At 52.3% G+C, this 17,878-nt stretch carries 12 protein-coding genes and 7 pseudogenes; 11 read left to right on the top strand and 8 right to left on the bottom strand.

Annotation, left to right across the window (positions count from 1 at the left end):
- The first annotated feature begins 188 nt into the window (after positions 1-188).
- The 3 genes from LPA46_RS19305 (at position 189) to LPA46_RS17465 (ending at position 3,123) form a co-directional block, all read left to right on the top strand.
- Positions 189-1,190, top strand: a complete 1,002-nt coding sequence (locus LPA46_RS19305) for a hypothetical protein (RefSeq protein ID WP_442908273.1) — start codon at positions 189-191, stop codon at positions 1,188-1,190.
- A 202-nt stretch (positions 1,191-1,392) separates the two neighbouring features.
- Positions 1,393-2,595, top strand: coding sequence for an NAD(P)/FAD-dependent oxidoreductase (locus tag LPA46_RS17460; RefSeq protein WP_230893625.1), 1,203 nt, complete (start codon positions 1,393-1,395; stop codon positions 2,593-2,595).
- A gap of 18 nt (positions 2,596-2,613) precedes the next feature.
- Entirely contained in the window at positions 2,614-3,123 is a 510-nt protein-coding gene (locus LPA46_RS17465) for a hypothetical protein (protein ID WP_230893626.1), read from the top strand.
- Here the strand turns inward: LPA46_RS17465 and LPA46_RS17470 are convergent.
- The 4 genes and pseudogenes from LPA46_RS17470 to LPA46_RS17485 form a co-directional block, all read right to left on the bottom strand.
- Positions 3,120-3,598: pseudogene (locus tag LPA46_RS17470) on the bottom strand (IS6 family transposase); the annotation flags it as partial. The gene LPA46_RS17465 and the pseudogene LPA46_RS17470 overlap by 4 nt on opposite strands.
- A 40-nt stretch (positions 3,599-3,638) precedes the next feature.
- Positions 3,639-4,273 (bottom strand): annotated as a pseudogene (locus LPA46_RS17475) (IS6 family transposase).
- 226 nt (positions 4,274-4,499) lie between these two features.
- Positions 4,500-5,528, bottom strand: coding sequence for a proline racemase family protein (locus tag LPA46_RS17480; protein WP_230893627.1), 1,029 nt, complete (start codon positions 5,526-5,528; stop codon positions 4,500-4,502).
- Between the two features lie 62 nt (positions 5,529-5,590).
- Positions 5,591-6,226 carry an IS6 family transposase gene (locus tag LPA46_RS17485; protein ID WP_230893628.1) on the bottom strand — a complete coding sequence of 212 codons (636 nt, stop codon included), beginning with the start codon at positions 6,224-6,226 and terminating at the stop codon, positions 5,591-5,593.
- 132 nt (positions 6,227-6,358) lie between these two features.
- Here LPA46_RS17485 and LPA46_RS17490 point away from each other — a divergent pair, with 132 nt between their 5' ends.
- Together LPA46_RS17490 and LPA46_RS17495 are read left to right on the top strand one after the other, a co-directional pair.
- The gene (locus tag LPA46_RS17490) at positions 6,359-6,559 is read left to right on the top strand and encodes an IS200/IS605 family accessory protein TnpB-related protein (protein ID WP_230893635.1); all 201 of its coding nucleotides are present in this window, start codon (positions 6,359-6,361) and stop codon (positions 6,557-6,559) included.
- Positions 6,507-6,824, top strand: a complete 318-nt coding sequence (locus LPA46_RS17495; RefSeq protein WP_230893629.1) for a transposase — start codon at positions 6,507-6,509, stop codon at positions 6,822-6,824. The genes LPA46_RS17490 and LPA46_RS17495 overlap by 53 nt, the downstream gene beginning before the upstream one ends.
- Positions 6,825-6,921: 97 nt before the next feature.
- Here the strand turns inward: LPA46_RS17495 and LPA46_RS17500 are convergent, their stop codons facing one another.
- Both LPA46_RS17500 and LPA46_RS17505 read right to left on the bottom strand, forming a co-directional pair.
- Complete coding sequence (locus LPA46_RS17500; protein ID WP_230893630.1) at positions 6,922-7,761, bottom strand: proline dehydrogenase family protein; 840 nt, start codon at positions 7,759-7,761, stop codon at positions 6,922-6,924.
- Between the two features lie 88 nt (positions 7,762-7,849).
- Positions 7,850-8,515 (bottom strand): annotated as a pseudogene (locus LPA46_RS17505) (helix-turn-helix domain-containing protein).
- A 146-nt stretch (positions 8,516-8,661) separates the two neighbouring features.
- Here LPA46_RS17505 and LPA46_RS17510 point away from each other — a divergent pair.
- From LPA46_RS17510 to LPA46_RS17535, 6 genes and pseudogenes are all read left to right on the top strand, one after another.
- Positions 8,662-9,024: pseudogene (locus tag LPA46_RS17510) on the top strand (aldehyde dehydrogenase family protein); the annotation flags it as partial.
- A gap of 1,359 nt (positions 9,025-10,383) precedes the next feature.
- Entirely contained in the window at positions 10,384-11,136 is a 753-nt protein-coding gene (locus LPA46_RS17515) for an IclR family transcriptional regulator (RefSeq protein WP_230893632.1), read from the top strand.
- A 286-nt stretch (positions 11,137-11,422) separates the two neighbouring features.
- A pseudogene (locus LPA46_RS17520) lies at positions 11,423-12,221 on the top strand (zinc ribbon domain-containing protein).
- Positions 12,222-12,361: 140 nt separating this feature from the next.
- Positions 12,362-13,858, top strand: coding sequence for a sodium/proline symporter (locus tag LPA46_RS17525; protein WP_230893633.1), 1,497 nt, complete (start codon positions 12,362-12,364; stop codon positions 13,856-13,858).
- Between the two features lie 243 nt (positions 13,859-14,101).
- Positions 14,102-14,702: pseudogene (locus tag LPA46_RS17530) on the top strand (DDE-type integrase/transposase/recombinase).
- A gap of 320 nt (positions 14,703-15,022) precedes the next feature.
- Positions 15,023-15,669, top strand: a pseudogene (locus LPA46_RS17535) (IS6 family transposase).
- A 203-nt stretch (positions 15,670-15,872) separates the two neighbouring features.
- Here LPA46_RS17535 and LPA46_RS18915 read toward each other — a convergent pair.
- The gene (locus LPA46_RS18915; protein ID WP_269073753.1) at positions 15,873-16,691 is read right to left on the bottom strand and encodes a sodium:solute symporter family transporter; all 819 of its coding nucleotides are present in this window, start codon (positions 16,689-16,691) and stop codon (positions 15,873-15,875) included.
- Positions 16,688-17,506 carry a sodium:solute symporter family transporter gene (locus tag LPA46_RS18920; protein WP_269073754.1) on the bottom strand — a complete coding sequence of 273 codons (819 nt, stop codon included), beginning with the start codon at positions 17,504-17,506 and terminating at the stop codon, positions 16,688-16,690. Before LPA46_RS18920 ends, LPA46_RS18915 begins: the two co-directional genes overlap by 4 nt.
- Between the last annotated feature and the right edge of the window lie 372 nt (positions 17,507-17,878).

Here is a 17,878-nt window from a genome sequence, read left to right on the forward strand (position 1 = left end):
CTTGAGTACTAAACTACGATATTACAATATATACATTTGGAAAATAGCCAGAAAATACATTATACTTATTGAAATAGGATGGTGGAGTGAACGAACAGGGTTTAGTATGTATGCCGGTGTCCAGATGATTTCTTCTTATAGTATATTTTTAAATATGGGGTTAGATACATGTTCCACCTCTATCGACGATATTATCGCAAATTATTGATCGTGAACGCGCCCATCACCAAGCCGTCATCCAGGGCACTGACAACGTCGATGTCAAACGTATCGGGAATCTCGGTGAACTCGCGTTCGAGCAGTTCTGTCGTGAATACCTCCCTGTCGAGATGTGGAATTGGAAAAACGAGGAGGGAATTCGGCGCTGCAACCCCGAGAGTTTCGCTGCCTATGACTTCGAGGTGTTCGACTACACTGTTGACGTCAAAACAAGCCGTGACGTCTCTGCGTTCCAACCCGCTAAACTTCTCGAGAACGACCCTGACGACGACATTCTCGTCATGGTTTGGCATCGCGACAACGAGGATGCGCTCATTCTCCTCGGCTGGGAGCGCACCGAGACCCTGAAATCGAAAGTCCGGACACAGGACGAATATTCCGGGGAGGAACCCGAGAAACTCGCCCACCTTGCGACACGGCCGATGAACGAACTCCACGACCTCGGCCCGAACACCGCCCATCTCAACCAGAAACCACAGAACCCCTTCCAGCCCGGCGACCGCGTCGTCAAAGCCGTTGATGAAGACCCCTCAGTCGCGGTCGTTGTCGAGGTACTCCCTCCTGAGGAGAATGAAACGTTGTACGGCCAACAGATGGAGGGCGAAGCCGTCAGTGTCGCGTTCCCCAGCGCCCTTGATGAGGGCCCCAGCGACTGGCGAACCATCCACCCAGCCAAACTCGCCTCCTACTGCGACGACCAAGACATCCAACTCTACTCCTACAAACACGAAAACCTCACCTACGCCGACCAGCCATTCACCCCCGGAGACTACGTCATCAAACCCGACTACAACAACCCCGACCTCGCCATCGTCACCTCTGTTGACGGCGACGACATCACCGTAGTGTTTGAGCACCTCATCGAGAAAGCGTATCTGCAGCCTAAGCACCTCACTGACGTCTGCGAGAAACACGATCTCAGCCAGTACTCGTTCAACAGCGACGAGCTGGCGTTCGAACCCCAGTGCTGACCAGACAGCCTTCAGGCCGTGGATACGTGCCGTCACTGCCAAATCTGAAATCTCTAACCTAGTATTTCTCCGGCTTTAGCTGGAGGAGGCCGTCAACTATGATCTCCTCGACCACACGTTTCGGCCTTGAGAGGCGGTCAACGTGCACCGGCGGGACTTTGAGAACCAAATGTTGAAATGAAGTGGTAGGCTTTGTTGACGTATGCCTGGACAGGATACGTTGCCCTCTGAGTCCGATATTGTCATTATTGGCGGTGGGATTATGGGTACTAGCACGGCGTTTTTCCTTTCTAAGGAGACGGATCTGGATATCACGCTTGTTGAGAAGAATCAAATCGGGACGGGATCGACTGGTGATTCTTCTGCAATTCTCCGCCACCACTACGGCGACCAAGAGATCTATAGTAAAATGGCGTGGTGGAGCCACCAGTTCTACCGTAATTTCGATGAGGAAACTGGCGAAGTGATTGCTCATGAGGACAATCCGATGGTTCGGTTTGCAAACGGCGATACGCAGGGCGGTGCGTACGCTGAAGCCGGCTACGATGTTCTCTCTGAGTTAGATATCCCCGTGTCGCGGCATGAGGGAGATGAGCTGCTTGAGGAGTATCCCATGATTTCTGGCGTGGAAGACTTTGATTTCGGGATTTCTGATGACGAGGCGGCGTACTCTGATGGGGCTGATGCCGCGAATGGATTCGATCGTGCGGCGCGACGCAACGGCGTGACCGTAATTACTGGCACTGGCGTTGAATCGATTAACACTGACGACGGGGCTGTTGTGGGTGTTGAAACGGAGGATGGAGAGATTGCTTGTGAGGAGGTCGTCGTAGCGGCCGGGCCCTGGACACCGCGGCTCGGCGAAACCGTGGATGTTGACATTCCGATTACGGTGACACGCGAGCAGGTCCTCATTCTCGATCCGCCCAAAGACTACAAACGCGAGTATCCGTCGCTGGTTCCCACGACAGCGCTCCCGGGTGGTGAGTGGTATATTCGGCCTGACTTTGGTGATGGTATTCTCGTTGCCACGCATCATACTGGCGAGGAAGTCGACCCCGACCGCTACGACAACACGCCCGATGAGGAAATCCTTCTTGAGTTGACCGAGGAACTTGGTGAGATGATTCCTGACCTCCGCGAGGCAGGGATACAGGGACAGTACTGTGGCGTCTACTCAACGACACCTGATCATGACTTCATCTTGGATGAGGTTGGTCCAGACGGCTGTTATTTCGCCTGCGGGTTCTCCGGACACGGCTTCAAGCAAGCGCCCGCCGTGGGCAAGATTATGTCCGACCTGATCACGACCGGGTCAACATCGTTAGTTGATGGGAGTTTCTTCTCCTATGATCGGTTTGCGGAGTCAGCGGCCGGTCATGGTGACGTCGCGGATAACATCTAGCACAGTTTCGTGAGTCAAATGCAAGACGTGGACGTCATTTGCCCGAATGGATCCCTCGATGGTGTCCTCGCACAGCATGGGCTTTCTGCGGATCAGGATGCAGTTCGGGTGCTTGGGTTTCCAAAGCAGCTGTTAGAATTCGACATCGAGATCACCCGGAAGGTATTGGAGAACAGGACTGTGTCGATGTCTGTGACTGTGGACTTGCTCACTGGGACGTGCCGGAAGAACGACGTGTATCCAGAGATTGAGTCGCGGTCGCTTTCAGCGACCTCTCTTTTGAATCCACAATTGGATCAGGAAGCGGCTGCGGATACAGCGTACTCGTTCGTTCGGCGCAAGATTACGCGCAAGTATAAGTCATTTAGCACGCCAGACATCCAGACGCTACGCAACGAGACGGTATTCAAACTATTCTGGATTGTCCCTGCATCCTCACCGGAGAACGTCCACGTAATCGATACAATCACACATCAGTTAACGGCGCAGGACGTTGCACTAAACGAAATCACAGAAAACACTGTCTAGTTATGGACCTCCTCGATCGGTGTTTTACAATTGAGCGATTGATGCGGTCTGTGGCGGTTGCAGTAATGCATGAACTATTCAAGCCACTCCCGTACGCTCAACCGACTGTCGACCCAGGAATTATGGAAGTGGTCGACCCGCATCTTGGGGGGCGTGAACCCATTTTTCGATGAGGTTTCGGTTAGTATAGTTGACCCGACCGCTCAACCCTAATTGAGCATGGACAGTCCGATAGCCGAACTGATTGACGAGAAACGCAGCCGCCGTATCGGTGCCATGTCGTCCGAACAACGCGACATCGAGAATCAGCTTCGTGCCGATATCTATTGCAGCATACAATCAAGACCACTTATCGTTACGCTTGACAGCGTTCGTCAACAGCGGTCCGCTTCGGCTGCGCCGTCAGCGGGTCGCAACCGCTGTCAACCAGTCGAGGCACACAATTCCAACCCACTCTATGAGGGCGTTGTACGCCTCATTTGACAAGAGTGTTTGTTGTTTCTCTGAGGTTGTGTTTAGTTTAGCGAGTTCCACCCGACGGCGAACGCTTGCAACCACGATTCCGATATTGCTGAATTGATGTGGATAGAAATGTTACTGAACGAGGCTGTTTGTCGTTTCATCTCTCGGAAGATACGTTCGACAGCATTCCGATTCCCGTGGCGAACCGTCTGGAATCGGAGCCCAACACCCTGCAGTGCTGTTTTGAGATGCTGGGCGTGATCGACGAGAAACACGGCGTCTTCGACGTCGTGTTTCCCGCGGAGTTCCCGCAAGAATTGTTCCGTTAATACCGTCGTTGTAGTTGGGAACAGCCGTACATGCCGGAATTTGATTGAGTTGGATTGACGGCAGCGTACAGCCAGTACTGCTGGCCGTCGATGCGGATCACCGTTTCACCAACCGCAATCTGATCCGGGCCGGCGTCTCTGACGGGCTGTAGATCAGCTTTCTCCCGGCCAATCTGGGATGGCTTTCCGCGACCGTTGGACACCGAACTTCTCAAGCTCTTTGACGGTATCCGAAGGTGAGAGGCAAGCCAAATGGAGTCGAATACCGAGGCTCAACAGCTTGGTCGGTGTCTATTCTCGCTCCACAACCCCTAACTCAAGCCAGTTCTACAGCCATTGAGGTGAGTAATGTCCGCCATGGTCAGCAGAAATAACTCTCGCCTCACTCTTCATCCTTAACTAAACAGAACCGCGCTCGTTCTCCCCGGATTCTTCTAAGTCCGGTTCATAGCTCTTGATGAGTAGGTCTGCGAGCATCTTGGTTGATCAATTCAACGATCTGCTCACTTCTCAAACTCACTTAACTAGACAGTGCCACACCGATCGAGGAACTCCAGAACTAGACAGTGCCTGTAGTAGCAGTTCCTATCTAATGAAGAACCCGTCACGGAGAGGGTCTTCCGGATCAATCACAAATTCATTTCTTCCGGTAATGTGAGCACTTCCAGTAATCTGAGGGATAACAGCGTCATAGCCACCATACTCCTCTTCGCGGGATATCTTCCCGCGAAAGACAGTATCGATGATACTCTCTACGACGAATTCTTCACCTATGTCAAGATTGCCGCGCTTATGTTGGATCGCAAGTCGACCACTTACACCGGTACCAGTCGGTGAACGGTCAATCTGACCATCGGCAAAGACACATACGTTTTTGCTATCGCACCCTTGAGTTGTGGACTTTTCTCTGAAGATTGTTCCATATAGGAAACTCAGGTCATCCTCAATTGGGTGTTCAATATTGAACGAGTCCGATACGGCGCGTTTGATTGCCATCCCAGCCCTGCTGAGGTCGTCGGCGTTATCGGGCGAGAGGTCAAGATCTAACTGATCGGCGTCGCAGTATGCGTAGAACGCACCGCCGTATCCCAAGTCAAATTCAATTGTCCCGATCTCCGGTACGTCGACAGTTTGATCTAACAGCGGGGCAAATGACGGAACGTTCTCAAACGAGACTGAAGTCACTCTCCCGTTATCAAGTTTGGATGTCGCAGTAACGAGTCCCGCTGGTGTGTCGAAGGCAACCGTTTTTTCCGGCGGACTCGAGGGGAGCATCTGGGCCTCGAGGAGGGCTGTTCCTAATGCAATAATACCGTGGCCGCACATTGAACTATACCCCTTGTTGGTTGTGAATAGGATACCAACGTCCGCTTGGTCAGTGACTGGTTCAGTGAGAATTGCACCGTACATGTCCGCATGTCCACGAGGCTCCCACATTAGTGCGGACCGAAGGTCGTCATGCTCGTTTTGCATCTGACGACGCCGTTCAAGAATCGTATCCCCCTCCAACTCAGGAAAACCGTCAACGATGATTCGAAGCGGTTCACCTCCTGTATGCGATTCGATCGTCTCAATTCGATTCCACTCCCTTGGTATCTGGGGTTCATCTAGCATCGTTCGACAGCCAAGTAGCTATGACTAATATATAGTCTTTTGCCACCCCATTGTGGTAGTGTTCAGATAAGCTGATTCCATGCGAAGCTGAACGATCTGAGCCAGTCGTCGGCAGTTTCTGATTCGGCGTTGCTGAAACAGTTTGAGAAACAGAGAGTTCGCCATTTTATCTCGTGGAAGACACTTTCGACAGCATTCCGATTTCCATGTTTCTCGTATCTGAAATTGAAGCCGTGACGCTGACACGCGTCTTGTAACGAGTGCGATCCATCGACGAGAAACATGGCGTCGGAGACGTCGTGTTTCTCGGAGAGTTCCGTCAGAAACGAATGAGCGAGAACCTTCGTTGTCGTCGGTTCAAGCTTTGTATGCAGTAATTCATTTATTTCGGGATCGACAGCGGCGTACAGCCAATATTGTTCGTCGTCGAGTTGGATCACAGTCTCATCAATCGCGATGTGATCCGGACACCGACCAGATTCAGGCTGTAGGTCGGCCTTGTGAACCCAATTATGAACGGTTGATCGAGCGCGCTCGACACTGAATATATCAAGAATAGAAACAGTATTCGAAAGCGAGAGTCCAGCAAGGTGGAGTTGAATACTGAGCTTCATCAGCAGCTGCGGTGTCGCTTCTCGTTCAACAAACGCTAAGTCGATCTGGCCGATATTCCCGTTGAGGCGGGCGTTTTCAGGCATAGATCACTCAGAAAACGCTCCGCCTCACCTTTCAATCCTTATCTGAACACCGCCGCTCATCTCACACTCAAGCGTATTGGCAATCGATTCGGCAATTGGATTGAGGACTACCTGCACCGAGTTGCCCTCGCTATCGTTCTCGAAGCTCGTCGGTACGACTGTGACGCTATCACGTTTGAGAACCTGAAGCAGATTCGGGAACGAATCTCGAACGGGAAGAAGTTCCAGCAGTGGGCGTTCAAGAAATTGCAGGAATTTGTCGCGTACAAAGCCGAAGAACGTGGGATTGTTGTTGACGATAACCGTCCGCAGTACACGAGTCGACGGTTGTAGCCATTCTGCGTGCGGATTCACGCACGAGGAGAATCGTCGTGGTGATAAGTTTGCATGTCTGCAGTGTGGGAAGGAACTTCACGCGAATTACAACGCTGCCCGGAATATTGGGTGGCGGCTTGTTCAGCACTGGCTCAAGTCTGGTGCTGGACGCGCGAACTGTCAGGTGGCGCTGAAGTCAGGGACAGTGAACGGGAACGGCGACTATTCGCCTGCCGAGAGTATCGGCCACACCGGGAATCCACTGACAAGCCCACCGCTTTAGCGGTGGGTCCCTGACATGCAGTACTGGTGCAGTTAGCGATTTACCCCTAAAGGATGGGATACCGCACAGTTACCCGAACCTAGAGTAAACTCTTCAGTCAGATACCGATAATGGCACGAAGCGCGAACAGCGCGTTCTCTTTGCGTTCGCGAACCCGCCGGTAGAAGTATTGGATCCACTTATCCCCGTATGGCACATACTGGTTGACTTCGTAACCCTCGGACGCAAGTTCACGTTGGGCGTCCTCACGGACCCCCATCAACATTTGGATCTCGAACGGCGTCCCGTACTCTTCGTGGAGGTCGGTCGCGGTTTCGAGCATCTCTGGGTCATGGCTTCCGACTGCAATGCCTTGGTCGAACTCCCGGAATAGGAATTCGAGGTGTCTTTTGTAGGCCTCGTTAACCGCTGCTTTCGACTCGTACGCGATGGTGGTTGGTTCGTCGTATGCGCCTTTCACTAAGCGAACAGCTGCGGGAACATCGACCAGACGCTGCAAATCCTCGTCTGTGCGTTTGAGGTTTGCCTGAATAGCGATGCCAACGCCGTGAGGATTATCTTGTGCTGCCGCCTCAACGGCCTCAAGTGTCGTGTCAGTTGTTGTGTGGTCTTCCATATCACACCAGACAAACACGTCGTGATTAGCCCCTGTCTCAACGATGCGTGTGAAGTTTGATTCGAACACGTCTGGGCTGATGTCGATGCCTATCTGGGACGGTTTCACTGAGATGCAGCCATCAATATCGTGGGCGGCCAATTCCGAGACAAGTTGGCAGTATGTATCAGTGTCAGCGGCAGCGCGCTCGGGGTCATCGTAGTGTTCTCCAAGGAGGTTTACGATAGCACCCATCCCATCCGAGTTGCAGTCCGAGACGTAATCTAATGTACCGGATGCGGTTGTTCCAGCAACGAATTGATTAGCTATCGGAGGCAGCATACGTCTCACATAGAACTGCTTCCTTATAAATCGATACCCAACCAAAAGATTCCGCCACTTTGATCCTGAATAAAAAAACGGCAAGGGGTTAAGCAACATCAGGGTTGAGGAGCTTAGCTTCAGCTTTCCGAAGATGTTTGAGCAGCGTCGTCTTTGAGATATCGAGTTCGTCCGCGAGCCCACGCGTCGTGGCTTCACGTGGCCACCCGTAATAGTTACGCTCGCACGCAAGGTTGAACACTTCACGCTGGCGCGGTGAAAGACTATCGAGGCGATTCTCAGGACCAGACACAGCACCGTCAGCCGAAATGACATTGCTAATCGAAATCTCTGCGTCGGTTTCCGACCGGATGGTTTCGAGCCGGTCATGAATCTCCCCACGGTCGCCATTAATGAAAACCGGCCAACACTCAACACCGCTCTCAACACGAACTAACGCATCATGGATGAACCCCTGTGAAACGAGTTGTTCGCTGATACTGTGTTCAGGTTCGAACTCGACAAACAGCTCGCGGGCCGCATTACCGGGGTTTGGTGCCATGTTCACCGACCTCTGTCCCACCTCAACCGTCGAGTGGGTTAGCGTTGACCCTTCCGTGAATTCGATGAACTCATCGAGTTGTGCTGTCGTGTCGGCGTACACTGTGAAATGCCCCTTGACGGTTTTATCGACGGTTCTATGAACGGTATGAATGAGCAATCCAGCGTCTACTTACTCCGTCGCCTGCAATCCCCAACAATCTGGATGCCATATCTTGAGCGTGAGCCGTGTGACGTCTGACGTTCTCGCGGCGGTCGTCGTCGAACTCGTACTATTCATGCGTCGATTCTACCTGCACCTCTCGACGTCAGTTGCATAAACATACTGGAGTTGGACAACGTCTATCATCCCATCAATTTCGCAATCCCCGTGGAGTCGTGGGCTGTATAACCCCCTGGAACTTCCCGGCCGCAATCCCGTTTTGGCACATGGCAGTTTCGTTGGTCGAGGGTAACACAGTTGTCTGGAAGCCTGCCGAACAGACGCCGTGGTGCGCCCAAATAATTGCGGAGATGTTCGAGGAAAGTGGCATTCCGGATGGTGTTTTCAACCTTGTCCAAGGATTCGGTGATGCGGGCGCAGCAATCGTCGACGACGAACGGGTCGACACCGTTCTCTTTACTGGCTCCGCCGAGGTTGGTCAACAACTTTCCAAGAACGTCGCTGAACAGCCCGGGAAACTTGCAGCTTGTGAGATGGGCGGGAAGAACGCGGTCGTTATAGCCTGAACAGGCGCAATCCCACGGCGTTCACGGCATGGATACACGCCGTCACTTCTGGTGACAGACCACCGTTCAAACGCCACCCCCCACGTTTCTCACGGTGACGGTTACGTGAACGGCTGACCTACTGTAGAGGAGGAATCGGTGGGAACGGAGCGGACTCCGACCCGTCCTACGGAGGCAGCCTGTCCGCCCAAGCAATGAGACAGTATCTGGAACCAGTCCGGTGAACAGCTGGTTCCTATAATGCACCAGCGCTGATGCCGGACTGCTTGCAAACACCACAAAAGTAACTCCGAGTCCGTCGAAGTCTACCGGACTCCCGCGAGGCAAAAACAACCCTGGGAGTTCCTCTATGACCGAGGATAGGAGTACCGGGGGCTTGGCACTCCCAGCACTCCTACCCACTCAGTCCGTGAACCGCCAGTTAGATTCGCACTGACTGGCTGGTCGGTGAGACCGTCAAACCTGAAACTCCCACCGCTCGGGATTCCTCCGCGTTCACGCCGAGGAGGATATCAACGAGGCCGTCACTGAGCGCACTGCGTGGACGCTGAACAACGATAAGGACATTGAGATGGTTCAGGTCCTCTCAGTTGACATTACGACGGTGGACGACTGAGGGTTACGGAATACTCGATATTTGACCGCTGAAGTAATTTTGATAGCTTGGATGGACGTCTTGTTGGAGTAGGCCTTCTGCCGTCGGATGACCGATCTTGTTGCTTAACCCGCGCCTCACGTCGGTCAAGCATCGATGTTGGTAGCGTCTGAACAATTAACATCTTACTGAGCATGACCAGCTAGACGATCACAAACGGTTTGACACTGTTCGGCAAACTGGGCTCCATCAAGGAAATAGTGCTGAGGGGATCGCTCAGCTGCTATTCAACTAGGTGTCTCTTTGCCGATTGGATTTATGCACACGATTGGACGACTGCACAGAGTTCGAATAGTGTGAACAAATTGGAGGGGTGTTTACCGAGGTAACCATAACAAGTTCTGCTGTTCCATCCCGTAAGTTGATACCTCACCATTACAATAATATGCTTGTAATGTTTCCATTTGGGGCCCATATGAATACAGCCCAATTCTCTGATTTCTCGACCATGATAAAAACTATCCTTCACTTAGTTCGTATAATATGAACACCTTATCGTGGCACGTTCGCCCGCTATGAAGATATACACCGGTATAGATCCGAATAATGGCTCTTGAGTCTCTGAACCTGAGGGGCTGTCTAGACAGCATCTATAAACTCAGATTGTAGCCATTGGTTACCACAGACATAGAAGATACGGTTCTAGACTAGTTCGGGTTATGCGAACCTTTTTGTCTGGGGCCATGTACTGGTACTTCATGACCGCCGAAAAACGGACATTCACGACAACGGAAACATCGTTTGCAGTGATTCAGGCGGTACAAGACACAAATGGGACCACGTTCACCGAGCTCAAATCACGCCTCGACCTGCCCAAGAGCACACTCTACTACCATCTGAATACACTCGAAGAACTCGGATATCTCGTGAAGAATGACGACGAGTACCAACTGGGATTGCGGTTTCTTTCACATACCGAACATGCCAAGCAGAAAGAACCCACGTTTAGTGTGGTACGAGAGAAAGCGCAGGAACTTGCGAACAGGATCCCCGAGGAAACTGACTTTGCTGTTGAGGAGAATGGTCGGCTCATAGTTATAGAGCACACCATTGGCGGAGCTGCAATGACTGATTTCAAGATCGGACAGTACCTGTACATGCATGCGACAGCCAACGGCAAGGTATTGCTTGCAGAGATGTCTGAGGAGCGTGTGGACGATATCATCGATAAATGGGGGCTCCCCCAGTTGACTGAGAATACGATCACGAAGAGATCAGCACTGAAAGAAGAACTTGAGAAGGTTCGTGAACAGGGATACGCGATAAACGATGAGGAAGACCGGCAAGGGCTTCGGGGTGTAGGTACCAAGATAACAAAACCTGATGGAAGCGTCTTAGGATCTCTGGCGATCGATGGCGCCCCGTTCCGGATGACTACTGAGCGAATTGAAGACCAGATTGTCGAATATCTGTTTAACACTATTGACGCGATTGAGTCGGAGCTTGAGTGAGATTTGGAGGTTTATTTCTAACCCATATATGTAGTCTACTAGTCGGCTCTTCTTGAGAGCAATCGCTGACAGGACATCAACGAATCGTGGGGATGACTTGGTCATGTGACCGAATAACGAATCATACGCTGAGCAGGCGCAATCCCACGGCGTTTAGGCCGTGGATACGCGCCGTCACTCAGTGACACAGTCCATCGACTCCGACAGGGCCGGATATTCCACCGTTCTCAACCCGGACCTTTTAGAAGAGAAATAAGTATAAGACATTATACAGCCGTTCGACAGTATGCTGGAAGTCCACCGACCCCATCGAGCGACAATCCGCAACCACAGTCAGGTAGCGGAGTCGCTCGACCGACACGGCTGGAGTGCCAGCAAACTCTGGAACGCTGCGAACTACTATTCCCGCCAAGTCTGGGACGAAACCAGGGAAATTCCGGCCCACAGCGAGCTGAAAGACGAGTTGAAGACTCATCCAAAATACAACGGACTACACTCACAGTCCAGTCAGCGCGTTCTGGAGGAACTCGCTGAAGCCTTCAACTCTTGGGACTCCAGTGACGACGAGCGAGACAACCCGCCCGGCTATCGCAAACAAAACTACTACGACTAACAGGGCCGCCGCGTTCACGAAGAACATCCTCGTTCGACGGTGACGTGGAAGCAAAACGGCATCAACCACGACACCAAAACAATCGCGTCCGCCTCTCAAAAGGCGTGAATCACAAAGAACACCCGAAAGCATGGGAGTACATCCTCGAATACAAAGCGAAAGTCGAGGGGATCGAGGTCTGGAAGTATCCGAACACAACACGAGTAAAACGTGTTGCGTTTGTGGGGGAGAGGATGAGAGTCAGCGTGTTGAGCGGGGCCTGTATGTCTGCGAGACGTGTGATGGGGCGTTCAACGCCGACGTGAATGGGGCGGAAAACATCCGTCTTGACCTGAATGAAAGTAACTCCGAGTCTTCCGGGCAGTTGTCTGGGGATAGGAGTACCGGCTGGTTGGCACAGCCCGCAGTCTACCTCCATGACCTCTCTCGGGGATTCCAACCTCGACGAGAGGTGGTAGACTCCAAACCGTAAGATCCCAACCTCGGGATTTCTCCGCCTTCATCCGGAGGCGGATGTCAACTGTGTGGGTATAAAACATGAGGAAGGCCGTGAGATGGTGATGAAAACCATTATATTGGTCGGTAAAATACGGCAGGGTGGAGAGACGTAACATGGTACAAGCTGGCATTCACACATCCATCGGATTAGTTGGATACCTGATACTCGTGATTGTGATCGGACGTTGGGCGTCAAAAATCATTGAAACAGAGATGGACTTCTTTCTCGGAGGTGAGAAGCTACCAGGCTGGGCACTCGCCCTCTCCGAACGTAGCTCCGGAATGTCCGGATGGCTGCTACTTGGTGTTCCAGGATTGGCATGGGCCATCGGTGTTTCAGCCGTCTGGGTACTCGTCGGCACAACATTCGGTGCCATCTTCCAGTGGATAGTCTATGCTCGCCCATTCATGGAGGGCCGCAAAGAAACAGGCGCGATTACACCAATCGGCCTGTTGGCCGAAAAACTGCCCTCAGATGCCCCGATCATACGCGTCCTGCCCGCCATTGTAACCTTCATATTCTATATGGGTTACGTCGGAGCACAATTCCTCGCCGGCGGAAAAATTCTGGAGAAAGTCTTCGGAATTGACCCATTCCTCGGTTTACTCGCCATTGCAGTGCTCGTCACCGCGTACTCACTTGCTGGCGGATTCCCCGCAGTCGTGTGGACGGACGCCATGCAAGCACTATTGATGCTAATCACGCTGGTCGTACTACCAGGGTACCTGCTTATCAACCTATTCCTCGACCCAACAACCTCACTCATGGGTGGGCTCGCTGCCTCAGGTGGACATCGCACATCACTCTTTGGCGGGCGAGAGGGTGCAGCAGCACTCATCTTCGTCGGTGCAGGTCTAAGCTGGCTCTTCCAATACCTTGGTGGGTATCCTCACTTGAACGCACGAATGATGGCAATCCGCGACGACAGCGACCGTCAGACCGCCATCGTCGTCGCAAGCGTCTGGGGGTTATTAACCTCCTCGGGTGCGCTTCTACTGGGTCTTCTGGCGCGTGTTCTCAACGGCGCGCCGCAGACCATTCAAGCAGACCGCGAAATGGTTCTTCCGTATATGGTACTAACCCATGCTCCTGATTTACTGGGCGGAGTGTTGCTCGCGGGGGCACTCGCAGCAATGATGTCAACTGCAGACTCACAGATCGTGGTTGCCAGCTCTTCGGCCGCACAGGACATCTACAATAAGGTGTTAACTAAAAACCGCGAGTTCAGTGAGAAAGTCGAGTTACGAATCTCACGTATTGCGACCCTTGCTGTTGGGGCTGTTGGACTCCTTACCGCAGTCCTGACGTCGAACCTTGTCTATACCTTAGTGAGCTACGCTGGAACCGGTCTTTTCTCCGCTTTCGGTCCTGCCTTCACACTGCTATTCTTCCGGGAACGCTACTTCTCAAAAGCCGGGCTCATTGCAGCATTTGTGGCCGGCCCGGCAGCAACGATTCTCTGGGTTTCGCTAGGATTTAGCTCGATTATTACTGTGCGGCTCATCGCACCTCCAATCGGGTTCATTGCCGCAATCGGTGCGTCCCTTCTGTGGCCTCGTACCAGCCAAAGTGGATTAGCTAGTTCACAGCCGCCAGCCCAGGAGGAGTAATACGCACCTACCTTACTTCAACCGGTTTCCTAACTATCATTTTCCGAGCAGTTGACTTAGTGTCGTAGCAAAATATACCCGGAGAAGCGAAGCATGCCTTAATAAAAATGGGATTCATAACCGCGATATATCAATGGCTACTCAAACCTGACTGGTCGCTTCTCTTATAATGATACATACACAATCAGGGGGCCCTGTTTAGATTAGGATTAAAGAATGGGACGGATGGATTGCTAGGTATCCATGCCCGAAATCATCCGCCTTACCGGTGGTACCATCTGGATTGAGTTAGGTTTGTGGAGCGAGAAGAGACACTGCGTGACTAATGAAACTCGGTATCCATCTCCATGTGTCCGGACTATCACTTTCGAATACAGTTTTAAGTCCCGATACGTTCGGTGTCGAACATGCTCAATCAACCGTTCATTATTGGCTGGGAGAAAGCCGGCTTACAGCCGACTGGCGAAAAAGCCCGGATCACGTTACGATCGACGAAACCGTGATCCAACTCAACAACCAGCGTTACTTGCTGTATACTGCTGTCGATGCAGCAACCAAGAAATACCTCCACGTCCGGCTGTTTTCGACGCGAATACAGACTCTCACTGAGCTGTTTCTCCGTGAACTCCGCGAGAAACATCACGTCGAAGCGGCAACGTTCTTGGTTGATGGAGCGCCATGGTTTCAGGCTGCACCCCATCACCACGGACGCTGCTTCCAGCATCAAACACATTGGAATCGGAATGCCGCAGAACGCATCTTCAAAGAATTAAAATGCCGAACCAACCAATTCAGAAATCATTTTTGGCACGCTGAGCCAGCAACCGTCGAAACATGGCTGTAAACCACCGCCTTCATCTAAAATCATTCAGTCTGAACAGTGCCCAATCACAAGTTAGCGGTTCAAGTGTCATCATACACTCGTCTGCCACTAATACGTTCAGAGGGATCTGATAGAGTATAAATAACAACCACTTGTTAGTGCTACGAGTTAACCAATGTAGCAGAGTATAGCTCAAGCTCCAGAACTATCCATGGTACCAGTTTACTAAACCAAGAACACTGTATAGAACTAGGGTTATTAAAATCCGACAGCTCTTCAAAATGGCACTGTCTAGTTAAGTGAGTTTGAGAAGTGAGTAGGTCGTTGAGTGAATTGGGGAGATGATCGCAGACCTACTCATCAAGAGCTATGAACCAGACTTAGAAGAATCCTGGGAGAAAGAGCGGACGGCGACGCCCGTCAGGGCGTTCGCCGTCCGCCTCCACCAAACCGGTTGTTCTCTCAGAGAAATAACAACGATCTTAGCGAAATGAGCCGTCCAACGATCTCATGGAGTGGTTTGGAACTGGATGAATCGGCTAGCTGACAACGGCTGCGACCCGCCTGAGGCGAGCCGTCAAGGGTCGCCGTTGACGAGACCGCTGTCAAAATTAACGGTAAGTGTCTTGGTTGTATGCTGCAATAGATATCGGCACGAAGCTGATTCTCGATGTCGCGTTGTTCGGACGACATGGTACTGATCCGGCGGATGCGTTCCTAGCTGGACTCCATGAGAAACACTATCTCTCAGAGGTGGAGTTTCTGGTCGATCAATTCGGCTATCGGACCTCCCTTGCTTGATTAAGGTTGAGCGGTCGGGTCAACTATACTAACCGAAACCTCATCGAAAAATGGGTTCACGCCCCCCAAGATGCGGGTCGACCACTTCCATAATTCCTGGGTCGACAGTCGGTTGAGCGTACGGGAGTGGCTTGAATAGTTCATGCATTACTGCAACCGCCGCAGACCGCATCAATCGCTCGATTGAAACACACCGATCGAGGACGTCCAGAACTAGACCGTGCCTCGCCGAACCCAATCAAAAATTAAATGTTTTGATGAAAAATATATATATAATCATCAGAAATTAATAGACTATGATAGAAGAAGTCACAGGTTGATTGGGGTACGTGCCTCGGAGGTCAAACCCCCGAAGCGATTCAATGACGAATTTCTTGGGCGCTGAGGAAGTTAGCTATCCGCCGCGGAGAGATCATCTAGCTGCCGGTCTGCAAGATAGGCTGTTGCGATCTCTTCTTCTGTAAGCGCCGTTGGCTGCGGTGACTGCTGGCTCGAGGCTGCCTCTGCGACTTCTTGTCGTTCCCGGACGAGGTCGATTTCGTCTTGCAGCGGCTTCGCAATTTCTTGAAGTTCCCGTTCGATTTCGTCTTCACCGCGTTTCGGCGGGCCGGAGAGGTAGCTCACGATGATGACTGCGAGCATGCCCAATGTGAATGATGGCAGGAGTTCGTAAACGTCGAAGATCATGCCCGGCCCCCCGGACGCTTGATTCCAGATGATCGTTGTGACCAGTCCAACAAGCATTCCTGCAAGGACACCAGGCCCTGTTGTTTTCTTCCAATAGACGGACAGAACGAGCGGGGGGCCGATGCTCGCACCAAGGCCAGCCCATGCGAACAGGATTGTCGTGTGCACTGACCCTGGTGTCACCCAAGCCCAAGCAGCAGCCAAGAGGCCGATGGCGAGGACGGCCACGCGGTTGGCGAGGAGAATTTGTTTGTCGCTTGCGTCCTGATTGAGAATTCCGTCGTACACGTCCTCGCCGAACGCGCTGCCAGCGACAAGGAGCTGCGAGTCAGCGGTGCTCATAATTGCTGCGACGCCTCCTGCAAGGAGGAACCCAGCCAGCCACGGTGGGAGCGTTTCGAGAATCATCATTGGCGCGACGAGGTCCTGATTTTCGATTCCAGGAAGCATCACTACTGCACCAATTGAGATGATCGGGATCCCGATCAGCGCGATCAGCATGAATACAACCGCGACAATCATGGCGTAGCCGGCTCTGGACGGCCGTTCCATCCCATGTATCGGACGACGCCGTGCGGTTGACCCAGCCCCCCCAGAGCGATGACAGCAATTGTCGAGAAGATGAGGAACTCATACGGCGACCGGCCACCAGTAAACGAAGTCATATTGTCACTGGCAACGTTGTTGAACTGGGTCATCAGCTCACTTGGTCCACCAATAACCACCAATACGGCGATTGGGACGATGATGGCGAAGGCGGTCATCAACAGTGCCTGAAGGACGTCAGTGTATGCCGACGCGGTGAATCCACCCATTACGGTATAGATGACGACGACACTGAGTGAAATCACGAACCCGAGCTCGTAGGAGAGTTCAAAGCCGACGGAGATTGCGCTGGCGGCGGCAAGTAATTGGCCTGCGATGTATCCCGCCATGAACACACCGATGATGAGCGTGCTTGTGGCGCGGATGAGGTGGCTGGTATCTCCGTATCGGGAGGATAGAAACCCAGGGATAGTCAGGGACTTCAGGACGCGTGAATAGCGGCCGATCCGTTTCGCCAGTATCCCCCAAGTCACGAGTCCAAGCGGGATCTGCCAGACCATCCACCACAACGACGAGATACCGTTCGCGTAGACAAGTGCTGGGAAGCCGACGACAAGCCATCCGCTCCACAAGCTTGCCTGTTCACTTAACGCGCCAGTGAACATGTTCAATTTGCGACCGCCAAGCAGATAGTCGGGGACTGAGTCGGTGAGGCGGCTGCCGTACGCGCCGATCACGAGGAGAGCGACAAGATAGAGAATAAACTCGACGTAGATGATAGTCTCAACCATGATCGACCCCCCGATCGGTACTGGACTCGTCTTGGGCGTTTCCAAGAATTTCCTCGTCGGATTCGTGGAAGTAATGAACGTACAGTAATGCGATTCCGAGCCACACCACCACGTTCGCACCGTAGAAAAGCAAGAGCTTGGCCCATGTGAGCATAATGTACGGTCTATTTTGACCTATGAAGTATGTGGGCCTCATTGCAATATATACCGGTTTTCAGCAAATACGAGCGGTGTAGTATTCCAAGAGGGCTCTGTTGAATCACTAGACGGCGTCGGGATGGGTCGCTAAATCAAAGGAGTTGAAGCGGAGAGATTTGGTTGCCTATGACACAAATCTCCCGCTTCACTGGTGAGATTGTGCCGATTGCCCAA

The sequence above is a fragment of the Halobacterium sp. KA-6 genome (genome assembly GCF_021029015.1).
Taxonomy (GTDB): domain Archaea; phylum Halobacteriota; class Halobacteria; order Halobacteriales; family Halobacteriaceae; genus Halobacterium.

What these genes read in the sequence shown, in the direction of transcription:
- LPA46_RS17460 (WP_230893625.1), top strand. Translation starts at nt 1,393, where the DNA reads ATGCCTGGACAGGATACGTTGCCCTCTGAGTCCGATATTGTCATTATT.
- LPA46_RS17465 (WP_230893626.1), top strand. Translation starts at nt 2,614, where the DNA reads ATGCAAGACGTGGACGTCATTTGCCCGAATGGATCCCTCGATGGTGTC.
- LPA46_RS17480 (WP_230893627.1), bottom strand. Translation starts at nt 5,528, where the DNA reads ATGCTAGATGAACCCCAGATACCAAGGGAGTGGAATCGAATTGAGACG.
- LPA46_RS17485 (WP_230893628.1), bottom strand. Translation starts at nt 6,226, where the DNA reads ATGCCTGAAAACGCCCGCCTCAACGGGAATATCGGCCAGATCGACTTA.
- LPA46_RS17500 (WP_230893630.1), bottom strand. Translation starts at nt 7,761, where the DNA reads ATGCTGCCTCCGATAGCTAATCAATTCGTTGCTGGAACAACCGCATCC.
- LPA46_RS17515 (WP_230893632.1), top strand. Translation starts at nt 10,384, where the DNA reads ATGACCGCCGAAAAACGGACATTCACGACAACGGAAACATCGTTTGCA.
- LPA46_RS17525 (WP_230893633.1), top strand. Translation starts at nt 12,362, where the DNA reads ATGGTACAAGCTGGCATTCACACATCCATCGGATTAGTTGGATACCTG.
- LPA46_RS18915 (WP_269073753.1), bottom strand. Translation starts at nt 16,691, where the DNA reads ATGATTGTCGCGGTTGTATTCATGCTGATCGCGCTGATCGGGATCCCG.
- LPA46_RS18920 (WP_269073754.1), bottom strand. Translation starts at nt 17,506, where the DNA reads ATGGTTGAGACTATCATCTACGTCGAGTTTATTCTCTATCTTGTCGCT.